Here is a 15,492-nt window from a genome sequence, read left to right as displayed (position 1 = left end):
CGTCCGGAAAGGACATCCATGTCGCTCACCGCCGAACAGACCGAGTGGTTCTCGCAGACCTTCGCCCAGCTCGTGGCCAACGTCGAGCAGGCGATCGTCGGCAAGACCGAGGTGGTCCGGTTGGCGTTCGTCGCGCTCCTCGCCGAGGGCCACCTGCTGCTCGAGGACTACCCCGGCACCGGCAAGACCTCGCTGGCACGCGCGATCGCGCAGACGATCCAGGGCGAGCACCACCGGATCCAGTTCACGCCGGACCTGCTGCCCAGCGACGTGACCGGGGTGACGATCTACGACCAGCGCGCGCAGGAGTTCGAGTTCCACAAGGGCCCGATCTTCTCCAACGTGGTGCTGGCCGACGAGATCAACCGTGCCTCGCCCAAGACCCAGTCGGCGCTGCTGGAGGTCATGGAGGAGAGCCAGGTGACCGTCGACGGCATCACCCACGCGGTCGCGCCGCCGTTCATCGTGATCGCGACCCAGAACCCCATCGAGCAGGCCGGCACCTACCGCCTGCCCGAGGCCCAGCTCGACCGCTTCCTGATCAAGACCTCGCTGGGCTACCCCGACCACGAGAACACCGTGCAGATCCTCGCCAACGCCCCGAAGGGCAAGGCGGCCACCGTGGTCCGCCCGATCATCAGCGGCGACAACGTGCTGCACCTGATCCAGCTCGCGCAGCAGGTGCACGTGGAGCCGGCGATCTACGAGTACGTCTCCAGCCTCATCGAGAACGTCCGCACCGCGCCCGAGGTGGTCCTCGGCACCAGCGTCCGGGCCGGGCTCGCCCTGGTCCGGGCCGCGCGCGCCTGGGCGATCTCCTACGGCCGCAGCTACGTCGTGCCCGACGACGTCAAGACGCTGGCCGTGCCCGTGCTCGCGCACCGGATGGTGCTCGACCCCGAGGAGGACTTCCGCGGTACGACCACCGAGGACGTCGTGCGCAAGGTCCTCGAGCGGGTGTCGGTGCCCCTGGAGCCGGCTGCTCGATGAGTCCCCGCTCCTGGGCGGCTGGTCTCCGTCGTACGTTCACCGTCGTGTCCCGGCGCCGCCGGGCGCTGTGGGGCGCGCTGCGCGAGGACCTCGCGCGTCGCACCCAGGCGATCCGCACGGCGCTGCGCCCGGGCACCGAGACGGTCACCCCGGCCGGCTGGACGGTGGCTGTGCTGGCCCTGGTCCTGCTGGTCGCGGGTCCGCTGCTGCACTGGCGCGAGCTGCTGGTGGGCGGGATCTTCCTCACCCTGGTGCTGCTGCTCGCCGTCGCCTTCGTCGTCGGCCGCCAGCCGCTGAAGGCGCGCCTCGACCTCGCTCGTGAGCGGGTGATCGTGGGGGAGCGGGCCAACGGCTACCTCACCCTGTCCAACCCGACCTCGCGCCGCTCGCGGCCGCTGGTCGTGGAGTTCCCGGTCGGCCAGGGCCGGGCCGCCTTCGACCTGCCCGCGCTGGCGCCGGGCGCCCTGCACGAGGAGCTGTTCGCGATCCCGACCGAGCACCGCGCGGTGCTCGACGTCGGCCCGGTCGTCGCGGTGCGTGCCGACCCGCTCGGGCTGCTGCGCCGCGAGGCGCACCTGAGCCGGATGGACACCCTCTACGTCCACCCGCGCACGCTGCGCGTCGAGGGCTCGGCCGCCGGGCTGGTGCGCGACCTCGAGGGCCGCACGGTGCCGAAGGTCTCCGACAACGACGTCTCCTTCCACGCCCTGCGCGGCTACGTCGCCGGCGACGACCGACGGCACATCCACTGGAAGTCCAGCGCCAAGACCGGCACGCTCATGGTCCGCCAGTTCGAGGAGACCCGCCGCTCGCACCTGCTGACGCTGGTGAGCTCGCGGCTGGAGGACTACGGCAGCGACGACGAGTTCGAGCTGGCGATCTCGATCGCCGGCTCGCTCGGCACCCAGGCGCTCGCCGACGGCCAGCGGCTCAGCGCGGCGTCCTCGCACGCGACCCTGCCCTCCGCGGGCGCGCAGCGCTTCCTCGACGGGCTGTCCGGCCTGGCCTACGACTGGCAGGCCAAGCGCCTGCTCGAGGTGACCCGGCACCTCGGCAACGACGAGCTCGCCGCCAGCGTGATGGTGCTGTGCGTGGGCTCCGGTGTCTCGATCACCGAGCTGCGGCGGGCCCGGCAGTTCCTGCCCGTCGACACCCGGGTCATCGCGGTGCGCTGCATCACCGGGCACGAGCCCTCGGTGCGCTGGCTCGGCGACCTCGGCGTCGCGACGATCGGCCGGCTCGAGGAGCTCGGCGTCGCCGTACGACGGGTGGCGGCATGAGCAGCGCCAGCCTGAGCGGCAGCAACCGGGTGATGGTGGTCGAGCAGCGCCGCCGCGGCGCCCGGCCGATGCCCCCGTGGTGGCTGGCCCTGCTCGACTCGGTGCTCGTCGTCGGGCTCGGGATCCTGTGCGCCTGGCCGCTCGGCGCCGCCTACACCGGGCAGCGCTGGCTGGTCGCCGTCGCCGTGGGCTTGGTCCTCGGCGTCGGCGTGGCCTGGCTGAGCGCCCGCTGGCGCTGGGGCCCGTGGCTGACCACCCTGGTGGCGGCCGCGACGTACCTCGCGGTGGGCTCGGCGGTCGCCCTGCCCGCCAAGACCCGCAACGGCTTCCTGCCGACCGGCGAGTCGCTGCACGACCTCGTCGTCGGCACCGTGAACACCTGGCGCGAGTCGCTGACGTTGCCCACCCCGCTCGGCGAGACCGGCGTCGTCGTCCTCGTCCCGCTGGTGACCGGCCTGGTGGGCGGCCTGGTCTGCGCCGTGCTGCTGTGGCGCTCGCGGGCCCCGGGCCTGGCCGGCGTGGCCCTCGGGCTGGTCGTGGTGCTGGCCGCGGCCTTCGGTGACATCCAGGCCGACGGCGTGCTGGTGCGCGGCATCGCCGTCGCCGCCATCGCCGTGGTGTGGCTGCGCTGGCGGATGCTGCGCCAGGTGCGCACCCGCTGGGGGCGCCGGGTGCTGGCCACGCTCGTGGTGGTCGGCATCGCCGGTGGCGCGGCCGTCGGCCTCGGCGCGCTCGGCGGGACGTCGGGGGAGCGGGTCGTGCTGCGCGACCACGTCGACCCGCCGTTCGACCCGCACGACTACCCCAGCCCGCTGGCCAAGTTCCGCTACTACAAGAAGGAGCCGGTCAAGACCGGGACCACCCTCTTCACCGTCGACGGGATCGACAGCGGGACGCTCGTGCGCCTCGCCGTGATGGACACCTACGACGGCATCGTGTGGAACGTCTCCGGCGGGCCGGGCTCGGTGCACGACTCGGGCACCTTCCGCCGCTTCCGCAACGACCCCGACGCCAACGCCAAGGCGAACGTGCGCGGCACGATCACGATCGGCGACTACACCGGCCCGTGGGTGCCGAGCGTCGGTGACACCCTGGCGATGACCCCGGTCCGCGACGGCCGCACCGACGACGCGTCCGCGGGCGAGCTGGTGATCAACCGGCAGACCGGCACCGTCGCCCAGATCGGTGGCGTCCAGCAGGGCACCGCCTTCGAGGTCGAGGCCGCCGTACCCGTGCCGCTGTCCGACGAGGAGATCAGCACCTACAAGGCGGACTCCTCGATCGCGCTCCCGCAGCCGGCGATCGTGCCCGAGGAGCTGGTCGACCGGGTGCAGCGCTGGCAGACCGAGGGCAAGTTCAGCGGCGGCACGGACGGCGCGCTCGCGATCTTCCTGCGCAACGCCTTCCGCGAGCACGGCTACTACTCCGACGGCATCGACGACTACACGCCCGCCGGGCACGGCGCCAGCCGGCTGGCGGTGCTGACCAAGACCGCGACGCCCGTGGGCAACGCCGAGCAGTACGCCGCCGCGATGGCCCTCGCCGGCCAGCGGATGGGCCTGCCGATCCGGGTCGTCATCGGGTTCAAGGTGCCGCCCGGTGGGGGCGACGTACGCGGCGAGAACGTCACCGCGTGGACCGAGGTCAAGCTCAAGGGCGCCGGCTGGGTGCCCTTCGACCCCACCCCGCCGGAGGACCAGAAGCTGCGCCAGCCCAACGACGAGCCGAACGAGGACCCGCAGCCGCAGGTGCTGCAGCCGCCCCGGGTCCCGGGCGAGCCGAAGGAGGCCTCGGACAACCTCCAGCAGGGCGACGGGCAGCGCAGCGACCTCGACATCCTCGAGGTGCTCGGCACGATCATCGGGATCGCGATCGACGTCGCGAAGGTGCTGCTGCTGCTCTCGCCGCTGTGGGGCGTGCTGCTCTTCAAGCTGTTGCGCCGCCGCCGCCGTCGCCGGGCCGCCGACGCCACCACCCGGCTGACCGGGGCCTGGCGCGAGCTCGACGACCGGATGCGCGACCTGGGTGTGCGCAAGCCACCCGGTGCGACCCGGCGCGAGAGCGCGTACGCCGCCGCCGAGCGCTACGACGCCACGCCGGTCGTCACCCTCGCCCACACCGCCGACCGGCACGTCTACGGCGACGGCGAGCCGACGCCGGAGGAGGCGAAGGCCTACTGGGCCGACGTCGACACCGCGCTGCGCCGCATCCGCAAGGCGACCCCGTGGTGGCGCCGGGTGCTGGCGCGCTTCTCGCTCGCCTCGGTGCCCTGGCGGGCCGGCCTGGAGCGGGTGCGCGCCCGGCTGCGGCGGGTCGGCCGTGCGGTGGTGACCCGGGGGCCGGTCGGCTGGGTGGTGCGCACGGCTCGGCGGGCTGGCGGGCGCGTCGTACCTGCTAGATTGCGGCGCCAGCGTCGTTGACTCGGGGGGAAGAATGTCGCTACGTCGTCGGGCGGGCCTCGCCCTCGCCCTGTCCCTGACCGCGAGCCTCGCGGTCCACCCCGCCCCGGCGCGGGCCACCTTCGTCGGGGCCACGTTGGAGGCCTCGGAGTCGGCCTCCGTGTCCGGGGACCCGGGCTGTGCCAAGCCCACCTTCACCGGCTCCCGGCCGGGCTCCGTCGCGGTCCCGGCCGACGGCCGCGCGCGGGTGGTCACGCTCGACCGCACCGGGCGCGCGGCGACCAGCACCCTGAGGGCGGCCGGCACGATCCGTGGCTGGGCGGCCCGCAACACCTGGGGGACGCACCGGGTCTCGGTGAGCGCCGTCGTCGCGGTCTCGGCCAAGCCGAGCGCGGCCACCATCTGCTCGGTCTCGCTGGAGGCGACCGGCGCGGTGTTCGCGGAGGCGAGGGGCGTGCGGAAGTCGTGGCTGGTCGTGCGCAGCACCGGCTCCTCGCGGGGTGGCGCGGCGGTGGCTCCGATCATCGGGATCCAGCGGATGCCGTCGTCGTTCTCGATCCTGGTCGCGCCGGGCCGGTCGGTGACCCGGCTGGTGCCGGCCGGCGACTACGCCGTGGGCGGGCGGCTGACGCCCCGGGTGGTCGCGGCGGCGCGCACCACGACGGGGCAGTCGGCCTCGGCCAGCGTGAGCGGCACGGTGAGCCTGCTGCCGGTCGGCACGCTGCGCTCCCGCACCGGGCGGGGCCTCGCCTACGTCACGGTGGGCCACCGCAGCTGCGGCACCAACAGCACCTACGCCTACCTGAGCAGCGCGGCCCGCAGCAAGGCGAAGCGGATCACCTTCTACGTCGACGGCCAGCGGCGCGGGGTGCTGCAGGGGCGTGCGTTGCAGCGCTCGGCGCTGCTCGTCACCGGGATCGCGCCGCGCGGCACCGGCGAGGTCCAGGCGGTCGTGCGGCTGAAGTCCGGCGCGAAGCGGACGATGCGGGCGATCTCCTGGCCGTGCGCCTGATCCCCGCTCACCGTTGACAGGTGACAGATCTGTCACTAATGATGTCAGCGGTCGTGACGCCCGTCACGAGGAGGGGGCTACCCGCATGCTGTCCACACTGTCCCGGCTGAGCCTGCCGACGCGACGGACCTCGGTCCTCGCCGTCCTCGCCGCGCTCGTCGCGCTCCTCGCCCCGGCGGGGCCGGCCCGCGCCGTCGCTCCGGCCACGCCCGACCCGTTCTTCAGCTACACCGGCAGCACCCCGCTGGCCGACTACGCGCCCGGCGCGGTGCTGAACACCCGCACGGTGCCCTACAGCCTGGCCGGCGTGCCGCTGCCGCTCGCCGTGCGCCAGATCCTCTTCCGCAGCACCGACGCCCAGGGCCGGCCGGTCGCGGCCGTCACCTCGGTCATCAAGCCGGCCTTCGGCACGACCAGCAAGGTGATCTCCTACCAGTCGTTCTACGACTCCCTCGACCCCGAGCACGGCCCCTCGCGCTCCTTCACCGGCAGCACCCAGCTCGGCGGGATGATCGGGCACGTCGAGACCGTGATGATGTCGGCCTTCCTGCTGCAGGGCTACGCCGTCGTCATCTCCGACACCCAGGGCCCGACCGCCGACTTCGCCGCCGGGCCGGAGTACGGCTACGTCACCCTCGACTCCGTGCGCGCCAGCCTGCGCGACTCCGGCACCGGCATCGCACCCACCGCCAAGGTCGGCCTGGTCGGCTACTCCGGCGGCGCGATCGCCACCAACTGGGCCTCGGTGCTCGCGCCGTCGTACGCCCCGGACGTGAACGCGCGCCTCGTCGGCGCGGCCGAGGGCGGCGTGCTGGTCCGCCCCGCCGCCAACCTCGACTACGTCGACGGCAGCCAGGTCTGGGCCGGGGTGATCCCGATGGCCGTGATCGGGGTGTCCCGGGCCTACGGCATCGACCTCACGCCGTACCTCAACGACTACGGGCTCGAGGTCTACCGGAAGATGCAGAAGGCCTCCATCACCGAGGTGCTCGGCGCCTACCCGGGGCTGACCTGGAAGAAGATGACCAAGCCGGAGTACGCCGAGCCGTCGAGCGTGCCGATCTTCGTCAGCACCGTCAACCAGCTCAACCTGGGCAGCGGGCCCAGCCCGACCCTGCCGATGTTCATCGGCCAGGGGACCGGGGGCGAGCTCGAGGGCACCACCGCGCACCCGACGCTCGGCAAGGGCGACGGCGTGATGGTCGCCGGCGACGTCCGCACGCTGGCGCGGCAGTACTGCGCCGACGGGGTCAAGGTGCTGCACCGCGAGTACGCGCTGAGCCACTTCACCTCGGTCGCGCTCTGGCTGCCCGAGGCGATCGCCTGGCTGGGCGCCCGGTTCGGCAGCGCGCCGGCGCCGAGCAACTGCGCCTCGATCGCGCCCGGCAACCCGCTCACCCCGCTCGCCGGCACCCCCTAGGTGCCGGCGCGCGGCGCGCGTCAGGACTGGTGCACGTAGGAGTCGAGCTGGTCGCGCTCGAACTCCAGTTGGTCGATCTTGTGCTTGACGAGGTCGCCGATGCTGACGATGCCGACGACCTGGCCGTCGCTGGCCGCGGGGATGTGCCGGAAGCGGCCCTCGGTCATCACCTGGAGCACCTCGTCGAGGTCGTCCTCGGGGGAGCAGGTGCGCACGTCGGTCGTCATGATCGCCGAGACCACGTTGTTGATGACGGTGCCGTCGCTGTGCAGGGTGCGGACCACGTCGCGCTCGGAGACGATGCCGTCGAGGCTGGCGCCGTCGGCGCTGACCACCACCGCGCCGATGTTGTGCTCGGACAGCGTCGCGAGCAGCTCGCGCACGCCGGCGTCCGGGCGGATGGTCACCACGTCCTTGAGGGACTTCGACTGGAGCACGTCAGCGATGCGCATGTGACGCAGGTTACTCGGCGCTCGGCCCTTCGTCACCGTCCACCGCGGGACGGTGCCGCCGCGAGCGCAGGTCGGAGACCGTGCCGGGGCCGGTGCGCGGCCAGTCCGGGTCGCCCTCGCCGCCGTCCATCGAGCCCAGGAAGGACAGCGCCGCCTCGTGCAGGTGCCCGTTGCTCGCCAGCGCGTTGCCGCCCCAGGGGCCGTCGCTGCCGTCGAGCGAGGTGAACCGCCCGCCGGCCTCGCGGACGATCACGTCGAGGGCGGCCATGTCGTAGACCTCGAGCTCCGGCTCGGCGGCCAGGTCGACGGCGCCCTCGGCGAGCAGCACGTAGGACCAGAAGTCGCCGTAGGCCCGGGTGCGCCACACGCGCCGCATGAGCGCGAGCAGGTCCTCGCCGATGCCCCGGTCCTCCCAGCCGCGGATCGAGGCGTAGGAGAAGGAGGCGTCCTCCAGGCGTCGTACGTCGGACACGTGGCACTGCGTCGCCTTCATCAGCGACTTCCCGGTCCAGGCACCCTGACCGGTCGAGGCCCACCACCGGCGCTGCAGCGCGGGCGCCGAGACCACGCCGAGCACGACCTCGTCGTCGACGACCAGCGAGATCAGCGTGGCCCAGACGGGCACGCCGCGGACGAAGTTCTTGGTGCCGTCGATCGGGTCGATGATCCAGCGGCGCTGCGAGTGTCCGGAGGTGCCCTGCTCCTCACCGGTGACGGCGTCGCGGCTGCGCGCCTTGGACAGGGTACGGCGGATCGACTCCTCCACGGCCTGGTCGGCGTCGGTGACGGGCGTCAGGTCGGGCTTGCTCATCACGTGCAGGTCGAGCGCGCGGAACCGGGCCTGGGTCAGCGAGTCCGCGTCGTCGGCGAGCAGGTGTGCCAGACGCAGGTCGTCGGTGAAGTCGGGTGCGGCCACAGGGGCACCTTAGCGGCGTCGGGGGTGGCGGCGGCTTGCACGGGTAGTGCACGATTCAACAATGGAGATCAACGGCGTCCCGCTCCACCCGCTCGTCGTCCACGCCGCGGTGGTGTTCACGCCGCTCGCCGCGCTCGCCGCGCTCGCCTACGCCGTGCCGTCCTGGCGCGACCGGGTGCGCTGGCCGCTCGTCGTCCTGGCGCTGGTCTCGCTGGTGAGCATCTGGGTCGCCTACTTCTCCGGCGAGGACCTGCAGAGCGACCGCTTCGGTGGCGTCACCGGCACCCTGGCCGAGCGCATCGAGGACCACGAGGAGTGGGCCGAGAAGCTGCGGATCGGCGTCACCGTCTTCGCGTTGCTCGCCTTCGTGAGCGCCTGGTTCCACACCCGCACCGGCGCCGTCCGGACCGTGCTGACGGTGCTCACCGTGCTGGCCGGCCTGGCCACGTTGTTCCTCGTCTACAAGACCGGCGACGCCGGCGCGCAGGCCGTCTGGAAGGTCTGACCCCCCGGTCGAGTCGGGGTTTCCCACCGTCGAGCTGGGGTTTCCCACCGCCGAGCTGGGGTTTCCCACCCATGAGTTGGGGCTTCCCACCGCCGAGTCGGTCCTCGCGCCGGTGCACAAGTGCCAACTCACGGGTGGAAAGTGCCAACTCGCGGGTGGGAAACCCCAAGTCGGCCTAGTAGTCGGTGACCGACCGGGCGGCCAGCAGCCGCCGGAACGAGGTCACCCGCACCGGGTCGGCCGCGCCGGCCGCGACCGCCTCGTCGAGCCCGCACTCGGGCTCGTCCTCGCCGTGGGTGCACCCGCGGGGGCAGTCCTCGGTCATCTCGTCGAGGTCGGGGAAGGCCTCGATCAGGTGCTCCGGCTGCACGTGGGCGAGCCCGAAGGACCGGATGCCCGGGGTGTCGATGATCCACCCGTCGCCGTCCGCCAGCGGCAGCATCAGCGCGGACGTCGAGGTGTGCCGGCCCTGGCCGGTGACGGCGTTGACGTGGCCGGTCTCGCGTCGGGCGTCGGGCACCAGCGCGTTGACCAGCGTCGACTTGCCGACACCGCTGGTTCCGATCAGGACGCTGACCTCGCCGCGCAGCCGGTCGTGCAGGGCCTCCAGGCCGACGATCGTCCGGTCCGGGGTGCGGCGGGTGACCTCCCACGGCACCCCCAGCGAGCGGTACGTCGCCAGCAGGGTCTCGGGGTCGGCCAGGTCGGCCTTGGTGAGGCACAGCAGCGGGGCCATCCCGCCGTCGTACGCCGCGACGAGGGCGCGGTCGATCCACCGGGTCCGCGGCTCGGGGTCGGCGAGCGCGGTGACCACGACGAGCTGCGTGACGTTGGCGACGATGACCCGCTCGACCGGGTCGTCGTCGTCGGCGGTGCGGCGCAGCGTGCTGGTCCGATCCTGGACCTCCACGATCCGCGCGAGCGAGCCGTCGGCACCGGACACGTCACCGACCACCCGGACCCGGTCGCCGACGACCACGCCCTTGCGGCCCAACGGGCGGGCCTTCATCGCCAGCACCGTGCGGCCCTCGATGAGCAGGGTGAACCGGCCTCGGTCGACGGTGACGACGAGCCCCTCGACCGCGTCCTCGTGGGCGGGACGGTCCTTGGTCCGGGGACGGGTACGGCGGCGCGGTCGCTCGTAGTGCTCGACGTCGTGCTCGTCGTACCGTGGCATCCGGGCGCCTCAGAACATCCCGGACCAGAAGCCCGCGAAGTCGGGGAAGGTCTTGCTCGTGGTGGCGACGTCCTCCACCAGCACGCCGGGCACCGCGGCGCCGACGATCACGCCGGCGTGCGCCATCCGGTGGTCGGCGTAGGTGTGGAAGACGCCGCCGGTCAGCCGGGCCGGGCGGATGGTCAGCCCGTCGGGGTGCTCCTCCACGTCGGCGCCGAGCCCACCGAGCTCCGTGGCGAGGGCCGCGAGCCGGTCGGTCTCGTGCCCGCGGATGTGGGCGATGCCGGTCAGGTGCGAGGGCGTGGTGGCGAGGGCGCAGAGCGCGGCGATGGCGGGCGCGAGCTCGCCGACGTCGTGCAGGTCGGCCTCCAGGCCGCGCAGCCCGTCGGCCGGTCCGGTGACTCGCAGGCCGTCGGTGGTGCGCTCGACGGCGCAGCCCATCCGGGCCAGCAGCTCGCGCAGTGCGTCGCCGGCCTGGGTGGTGGTCGCGGGCCAGTCGCGGACCGTGACCGAGCCGCCGGAGACGGCGGCGAGGGCGAGGAAGGGCGCGGCGTTCGACAGGTCCGGCTCGATGGCCTCGTCGTGGGCCGCCACCGGGCCGGGGGCGACCGCCCACCGGTCCGCCTCGCCGTCGTCGACCGCGACGCCACGGTCGCGCAGCATCGCGATCGTCATCTCGACGTGGGGGAGCGAGGGGATCGGGTCGCCGTCGTGGCGCACGTCGACGCCGGTCCCGAAGCGCGCACCGGCGAGCAGCAGCGCGGAGACGAACTGCGAGGACGCCGAGGCGTCGATCACGACGGTGCCCCCGGTGACGGCACCGGCGCCGCGGACCGTGAACGGCAGCGCGTCGGCGTCGTCGATCGCGACGCCCAGGCCGCGCAGCGCGGCGAGGATCTGGCCGACCGGCCGGTTGCGCATGTGCGGGTCGCCGTCGAAGCGCACGTCGCCGGCGACCAGTCCCGCCAGCGGCGGCACGAAGCGCATGACGGTGCCGGCCAGCCCGCAGTCGACCGCGGCGCCGCCCCCGGGCACGGAGCCGTCGAGCGGGGTGATCGCCCAGTCGTCACCGCTGGTGTCGACCGTGGCGCCCAGCGCGGTCAGCGCCTGTGCCATGAGCAGGGTGTCGCGCGAGCGCAGCGCCCGTCGTACGACGGACGGGCCGTCGGCGATCGCGGCCAGCACCAGTGCGCGGTTGGTCAGCGACTTGCTGCCCGGCAGGGCGACGGTCGCCTCGACGGGTCCGGTGACGGTGGGCGCGGGCCAGGGATCGGGAGTGCTCATCTCCCGCGTGAGTCTAGGAGATGCGCGCCTTGGCCCTGGTGCCGAGCAGCGCGGCCTCGCGCTTGGCGTCGTGCGCGGCGTGCTTGGCCCGCCACGCGACACCCGGCTTGCCGGCCGTGTCGAGGGAGGCGATGAGCAGGCCGCCGGCGAGGGAGAGGTTCTTGGCGAAGTGCACCAGCTGCGCCTTGCGCTCGGCCGGGTCGCTCGCCTCCCAGAACCGGTGGTGTGCCGCCGTGGAGGGCAGCAGGGTGGCGCCGAGGACGGCCGCGGAGAGCCGCGGGGCCTTGCCGGTCGCGAGGGCCGCGCCGGCCGCGAGCTGGAGCGCGCCGCTGATCCGCACCCAGGTGGTCGGGTCCTGCGGGACCTTGACCGACGGCGGGGTCGCGTTGGCGACCGCGGGCGCCAGCACCTCGGTCACGGGGGCGGCCTCCTTGGCCCGCTCGGGGGCGTCCTTGAGGTCCTGCACCCCGTTGGCGAGGAAGTACGACGCCAGCAGGGGCCGGGCGAGAAGTCTGCTCAGAGCCATGCCTGTGCGATACCCGGGGAGCGTCGGTCCAGACCGATAGATTGGCGGACATGTGCGGTCGCTACGCCTCGAGCCGGAGTCCGGAGGACATCGTCGAGGAGTTCGAGGTGCTCGATCCCCGCCTGGAGCGGGCGATCCCGCCGTCGTGGAACGTCGCGCCGACCGACGAGGTCTACGCCGTCATGGAGCGCCAGCCGCGCAACGAGGCCGGTGAGCGCGAGGGCGACCCGGTGCGCCAGCTGCGCGCGCTGCGCTGGGGCCTGGTGCCGTCGTGGGCCAAGGACGACAAGATCGGCAGCCGGATGATCAACGCCCGGATGGAGACGGTCGCGGAGAAGCCCGCCTTCCGCAAGGCGTTCGCGTCACGGCGCTGCATCGTGCCGGCGGACGGCTACTTCGAGTGGTACGAGACCGATCGCAAGGGCGCCAAGGGCAAGCCGGTGAAGCAGCCCTTCTTCATCACCCCCGAGGACGGCTCGATCCTCGCCATGGCCGGGCTCTACGAGATCTGGCGCGACCGCTCGGTCCCCGAGGACGCCGAGGACGCCTTCCGCTGGACGTGCACCGTCATCACGACCGAGGCCACCGACGCGCTGGGCCGGATCCACGACCGGATGCCGTTGCTGGTCGACGTGGCGTCCCGCGCGGCCTGGCTCGACCCGCTGCACGAGGTCACCGACCTCTCGGCGCTGCTCACCCCGGCCCAGCAGGCCGGGCTCACCGCCTTCCCGGTCTCCACCGCCGTCGGCAACGTCGCCAACAACGGCCCGGAGCTGGTCGAGCCGCTGCCGCTCGACGCCCACCCGGCCGGCGACGACGCGCAGGGGACGCTGCTGTGAGCAGGGAGCGCCTCGTCCCCACCGCGTACGGCGAGGGCCGGCTCGTCCTCCACCAGGCCCGCCGGCCGCTGGCCACCCTGCTGCTGAGCCACGGCGCGGGCGGCGGCATCGAGGCCCGCGACCTCGCCGCGCTCGCCGCCGCCCTGCCCGCACAGGGCGTCCACGTCGCGCTCTTCGAGCAGCCCTGGCGTCGCGCCGGCAAGAAGGTCGCCTCCGCCCCGCCCACCCTGGACGTCGGCCTGCGCGCCGCTGCCGCCTCGTTGCGCGCGCGGGTCCCGCTCGTCGTCGGCGGGCGCTCCGCCGGTGCCCGCTCGGCCTGCCGCACCGCCGCCGACCTGGGCGCCCGCGGCTGCCTGGCGCTGTCCTTCCCGCTGCACCCACCCGGGAAGCCGGAGAAGTCCCGCCTCGACGAGCTCGCCGGAGCCGGGGTGCCGACGCTGGTGGTGCAGGGGGAGCGGGACCCGTTCGGGCGGCCCGAGGAGTTCCCGGACCCGCTGCCGGGGCGGACCGACCTGGCCGTCGTACCGGGAGCCGACCACGGGCTCGCCGTGCCCAAGCGGGCTCCGGTGAGCGAGGGCGAGGCGATGGCGATCGTCGTGGAGTCCACCCTGGAGTGGATCGTGCGGGAGGTCCTCGGCGCGGGATAGCCGTCCGCGCGGTGGGAATGCCGGGGCACCCGGTCGTGTTCTGGGTTCCATGATCGCGACGCTGGAGAGGCCCCAGGCGGCTGGCGACGTACCCTGGGACACGATGACGAAGACATCTGACCTCACCTCGCTCGACGCGACCCTCGGCGACCCCGAGGAGATCGACGTCGAGACGGAGACGCCCGAGGACCGGGCCGCGCGCTTCGAGCGCGACGCGCTGCCCTTCCTCGACCAGCTCTACGGCGCTGCCATGCGGATGACCCGCAACCCCGCGGACGCCGAGGACCTGGTCCAGGAGACGTTCGCCAAGGCGTTCTCCGCGTTCCACCAGTTCAAGCCCGGCACGAACCTGAAGGCCTGGCTGTACCGGATCCTCACCAACACCTTCATCAACAACTACCGGAAGAAGCAGCGCCAGCCGCAGCAGTCGCTGACCGGCGACACCGGTGACGTCGAGGACTGGCAGCTCGCGCGGGCGGAGGCGCACACCTCCAGCGGGCTGAAGTCGGCGGAGATGGAGGCGCTCGAGCACCTTCCCGACAGCCAGGTCAAGGACGCCCTCCAGCGACTGCCGGAGGAGTTCCGTCTCGCGGTCTACCTCGCCGACGTCGAGGGATTCGCCTACAAGGAGATCGCCGAGATCATGGACACGCCGATCGGGACGGTCATGTCCCGCCTGCACCGCGGTCGCCGCCAGCTGCGCGACTCGCTCTCCGACTACGTCCGCTCGGGTGGCGACGCGCCTCTGGGAGGCAAGTGATGTCCGCGTCCGACACCAGCCACGAGCACCTGCACGACGGCGACCCCACCAACGCCGAGTGCGCCGACTTCCTCGAGCGCATCGTCCGGCTCATCGACAACGAGCTGGAGTCGGGTGACTGCGCGGTCGTGCGCGCCCACATCGACTCCTGCAGCCCGTGCCTGGAGCGCTACGACCTCCAGCGCACCGTCAAGGCCGTCGTCGCCCGCTCCTGCGGCGAGACCGCCCCGGCCGACCTCCGGGCCCGGGTCCGGGTCCAGATCCAGGAGATCCAGCTCAAGCTGCGCTGACGGACGCCTCGTCGGTGGGGGATGATCTGCCCCATGACGAAGACCGTCCTGATCACGGGCTGCTCCTCCGGCATCGGTGCCGCCACCGCAGCCCGCCTGGCCGGCTCCGGCTGGGACGTGTGGGCCACAGCGCGCCGCCCCGAGACCCTCACGGCGCTCGCCGACGCCGGCTGCCGCACGCTCGCCCTCGACGTGACCGACGAGGCGTCGATGACCTCCGCCGTCGCGACCGTGCGCGAGGTCTCCGGCCGCATCGACGGCCTGGTCAACAACGCCGGCTACTCCCAGTCCGGCGCCCTGGAGTCCCTCGACGTCGCCGACGTCCGGCGCCAGTTCGAGACCAACGTCTTCGGCCTGCTCCGGCTCACCCAGCTCGTCCTGCCGGCGATGCGCGAGCAGCGCTCGGGTCGCGTCGTGAACATCGGCTCGATGGGCGGCAAGCTCACCTTCCCCGGCGGCGGGGCCTACCACGCCAGCAAGTACGCCGTCGAAGCCCTCTCCGACGCGCTGCGCTACGAGGTCGCCGGCTTCGGCATCAAGGTGGTCCTGGTCGAGCCCGGGCTGATCACCACCGGCTTCGAGGCCGCCGTCGCGGCCGGGATGCCCACCGGTGAGGGCCCGTACCAGGAGTTCAACGCGCACGTGCAGGCCGCCACCGCCGCGGCGTACGACGGCCCGATGGTCCGCTTCGGCGGTCCGCCCGAGGCGGTCGCGGCCGTGGTCGAGAAGGCCCTGACGAAGGCCCGGCCGAAGCCGCGCTACACCGTCACCGTCTCCGCGCCCGCCGCGATGGCCGCGCGCAGGGTGCTCGGCGACCGGGGCTGGGACCTGGCGATGCGGGCGCAGTTCCCGCGCCCGGAGTAGGCAGGTCTCGACACGCGCGTGGCTGCTCGACCTCGCCGGCTGAGCCGCCGCGCTGCGCTTCCTCGCAGTGTGGCGGGCCGGCGAAAAGCGACGAACCCCCGGACCTCGCGGTCGGGGGTTCGGGCGAACGC

At 73.3% G+C, this 15,492-nt stretch carries 16 protein-coding genes; 11 read left to right on the top strand and 5 right to left on the bottom strand.

From position 1 onward, the window contains the following. The first annotated feature begins 18 nt into the window (after nt 1-18). The 5 genes from MRBLML1_RS07045 to MRBLML1_RS07025 all read left to right on the top strand — a co-directional run bounded on the left by MRBLML1_RS07045 (nt 19) and on the right by MRBLML1_RS07025 (nt 7,101). Nucleotides 19-990: an AAA family ATPase gene (locus MRBLML1_RS07045; RefSeq protein WP_364513461.1), complete on the top strand. Its 972-nt coding sequence runs from the start codon at nt 19-21 to the stop codon at nt 988-990. Nucleotides 991-1,034: 44 nt separating this feature from the next. Next, nucleotides 1,035-2,270, top strand: a complete 1,236-nt coding sequence (locus MRBLML1_RS07040; RefSeq protein WP_364513459.1) for a DUF58 domain-containing protein — start codon at nt 1,035-1,037, stop codon at nt 2,268-2,270. Beyond that, nucleotides 2,267-4,690, top strand: a complete 2,424-nt coding sequence (locus MRBLML1_RS07035) for a DUF3488 and transglutaminase-like domain-containing protein (protein WP_364513457.1) — start codon at nt 2,267-2,269, stop codon at nt 4,688-4,690. Before MRBLML1_RS07040 ends, MRBLML1_RS07035 begins: the two co-directional genes overlap by 4 nt. Before the next feature lie 13 nt (nt 4,691-4,703). Beyond that, nucleotides 4,704-5,681, top strand: a complete 978-nt coding sequence (locus tag MRBLML1_RS07030; RefSeq protein ID WP_364513454.1) for a hypothetical protein — start codon at nt 4,704-4,706, stop codon at nt 5,679-5,681. Between the two features lie 85 nt (nt 5,682-5,766). Beyond that, on the top strand, nt 5,767-7,101 hold the full coding sequence (locus MRBLML1_RS07025) for a lipase family protein (protein ID WP_364513451.1): 1,335 nt from the start codon (nt 5,767-5,769) through the stop codon (nt 7,099-7,101). A 20-nt stretch (nt 7,102-7,121) separates the two neighbouring features. On the opposite strand, the gene MRBLML1_RS07020 is transcribed toward MRBLML1_RS07025, so the two are convergent. Together MRBLML1_RS07020 and MRBLML1_RS07015 are read right to left on the bottom strand one after the other, a co-directional pair. After that, complete coding sequence (locus MRBLML1_RS07020; RefSeq protein ID WP_364513448.1) at nt 7,122-7,553, bottom strand: CBS domain-containing protein; 432 nt, start codon at nt 7,551-7,553, stop codon at nt 7,122-7,124. Between the two features lie 10 nt (nt 7,554-7,563). Then, entirely contained in the window at nt 7,564-8,469 is a 906-nt protein-coding gene (locus MRBLML1_RS07015) for an inositol monophosphatase family protein (RefSeq protein ID WP_364513445.1), read from the bottom strand. 61 nt (nt 8,470-8,530) lie between these two features. On the opposite strand from MRBLML1_RS07015, the gene MRBLML1_RS07010 reads away from it, so the two are divergent. Beyond that, nucleotides 8,531-8,974 carry a DUF2231 domain-containing protein gene (locus MRBLML1_RS07010; RefSeq protein WP_364513442.1) on the top strand — a complete coding sequence of 148 codons (444 nt, stop codon included), beginning with the start codon at nt 8,531-8,533 and terminating at the stop codon, nt 8,972-8,974. Nucleotides 8,975-9,149: 175 nt separating this feature from the next. On the opposite strand, the gene rsgA is transcribed toward MRBLML1_RS07010, so the two are convergent. From rsgA to MRBLML1_RS06995, 3 genes are read right to left on the bottom strand one after another with little or no spacing between them, the layout of a single operon-like run. Further along, nucleotides 9,150-10,151, bottom strand: a complete 1,002-nt coding sequence (gene rsgA / locus MRBLML1_RS07005) for a ribosome small subunit-dependent GTPase A (protein WP_364513439.1) — start codon at nt 10,149-10,151, stop codon at nt 9,150-9,152. A gap of 9 nt (nt 10,152-10,160) precedes the next feature. Continuing rightward, the gene (gene aroA / locus MRBLML1_RS07000; protein ID WP_364513436.1) at nt 10,161-11,435 is read right to left on the bottom strand and encodes a 3-phosphoshikimate 1-carboxyvinyltransferase; all 1,275 of its coding nucleotides are present in this window, start codon (nt 11,433-11,435) and stop codon (nt 10,161-10,163) included. Between the two features lie 13 nt (nt 11,436-11,448). Further along, nucleotides 11,449-11,961, bottom strand: coding sequence for a DoxX family membrane protein (locus MRBLML1_RS06995; RefSeq protein WP_364513434.1), 513 nt, complete (start codon nt 11,959-11,961; stop codon nt 11,449-11,451). 50 nt (nt 11,962-12,011) lie between these two features. On the opposite strand from MRBLML1_RS06995, the gene MRBLML1_RS06990 reads away from it, so the two are divergent. From MRBLML1_RS06990 to MRBLML1_RS06970, 5 genes are read left to right on the top strand one after another with little or no spacing between them, the layout of a single operon-like run. Beyond that, nucleotides 12,012-12,800, top strand: coding sequence for an SOS response-associated peptidase (locus MRBLML1_RS06990; protein WP_364513431.1), 789 nt, complete (start codon nt 12,012-12,014; stop codon nt 12,798-12,800). Then, on the top strand, nt 12,797-13,447 hold the full coding sequence (locus MRBLML1_RS06985; protein WP_364513428.1) for an alpha/beta family hydrolase: 651 nt from the start codon (nt 12,797-12,799) through the stop codon (nt 13,445-13,447). Before MRBLML1_RS06990 ends, MRBLML1_RS06985 begins: the two co-directional genes overlap by 4 nt. A gap of 49 nt (nt 13,448-13,496) precedes the next feature. Then, nucleotides 13,497-14,207: a sigma-70 family RNA polymerase sigma factor gene (locus MRBLML1_RS06980; RefSeq protein ID WP_414691231.1), complete on the top strand. Its 711-nt coding sequence runs from the start codon at nt 13,497-13,499 to the stop codon at nt 14,205-14,207. Beyond that, on the top strand, nt 14,207-14,497 hold the full coding sequence (gene rsrA, locus MRBLML1_RS06975) for a mycothiol system anti-sigma-R factor (protein WP_364513422.1): 291 nt from the start codon (nt 14,207-14,209) through the stop codon (nt 14,495-14,497). Before MRBLML1_RS06980 ends, rsrA begins: the two co-directional genes overlap by 1 nt. Before the next feature lie 33 nt (nt 14,498-14,530). Next, on the top strand, nt 14,531-15,361 hold the full coding sequence (locus tag MRBLML1_RS06970) for an SDR family NAD(P)-dependent oxidoreductase (protein WP_364513419.1): 831 nt from the start codon (nt 14,531-14,533) through the stop codon (nt 15,359-15,361). Nucleotides 15,362-15,492 lie beyond the last annotated feature (131 nt).

Origin of the sequence: Nocardioides sp. LML1-1-1.1, assembly GCF_040676175.1 — a bacterium.
Lineage (GTDB): Bacteria > Actinomycetota > Actinomycetes > Propionibacteriales > Nocardioidaceae > Nocardioides.
This window is presented reverse-complemented; position numbering and strand designations above follow the sequence as displayed.

What these genes read in the sequence shown, in the direction of transcription:
- MRBLML1_RS06990 (WP_364513431.1), top strand. Translation starts at nt 12,012, where the DNA reads ATGTGCGGTCGCTACGCCTCGAGCCGGAGTCCGGAGGACATCGTCGAG.
- MRBLML1_RS07030 (WP_364513454.1), top strand. Translation starts at nt 4,704, where the DNA reads ATGTCGCTACGTCGTCGGGCGGGCCTCGCCCTCGCCCTGTCCCTGACC.
- MRBLML1_RS07020 (WP_364513448.1), bottom strand. Translation starts at nt 7,553, where the DNA reads ATGCGCATCGCTGACGTGCTCCAGTCGAAGTCCCTCAAGGACGTGGTG.
- MRBLML1_RS07035 (WP_364513457.1), top strand. Translation starts at nt 2,267, where the DNA reads ATGAGCAGCGCCAGCCTGAGCGGCAGCAACCGGGTGATGGTGGTCGAG.
- MRBLML1_RS07025 (WP_364513451.1), top strand. Translation starts at nt 5,767, where the DNA reads ATGCTGTCCACACTGTCCCGGCTGAGCCTGCCGACGCGACGGACCTCG.
- MRBLML1_RS06980 (WP_414691231.1), top strand. Translation starts at nt 13,497, where the DNA reads ATGATCGCGACGCTGGAGAGGCCCCAGGCGGCTGGCGACGTACCCTGG.
- rsgA (WP_364513439.1), bottom strand. Translation starts at nt 10,151, where the DNA reads ATGCCACGGTACGACGAGCACGACGTCGAGCACTACGAGCGACCGCGC.
- aroA (WP_364513436.1), bottom strand. Translation starts at nt 11,435, where the DNA reads ATGAGCACTCCCGATCCCTGGCCCGCGCCCACCGTCACCGGACCCGTC.
- MRBLML1_RS06995 (WP_364513434.1), bottom strand. Translation starts at nt 11,961, where the DNA reads ATGGCTCTGAGCAGACTTCTCGCCCGGCCCCTGCTGGCGTCGTACTTC.
- MRBLML1_RS07010 (WP_364513442.1), top strand. Translation starts at nt 8,531, where the DNA reads ATGGAGATCAACGGCGTCCCGCTCCACCCGCTCGTCGTCCACGCCGCG.
- rsrA (WP_364513422.1), top strand. Translation starts at nt 14,207, where the DNA reads ATGTCCGCGTCCGACACCAGCCACGAGCACCTGCACGACGGCGACCCC.
- MRBLML1_RS07045 (WP_364513461.1), top strand. Translation starts at nt 19, where the DNA reads ATGTCGCTCACCGCCGAACAGACCGAGTGGTTCTCGCAGACCTTCGCC.
- MRBLML1_RS06970 (WP_364513419.1), top strand. Translation starts at nt 14,531, where the DNA reads ATGACGAAGACCGTCCTGATCACGGGCTGCTCCTCCGGCATCGGTGCC.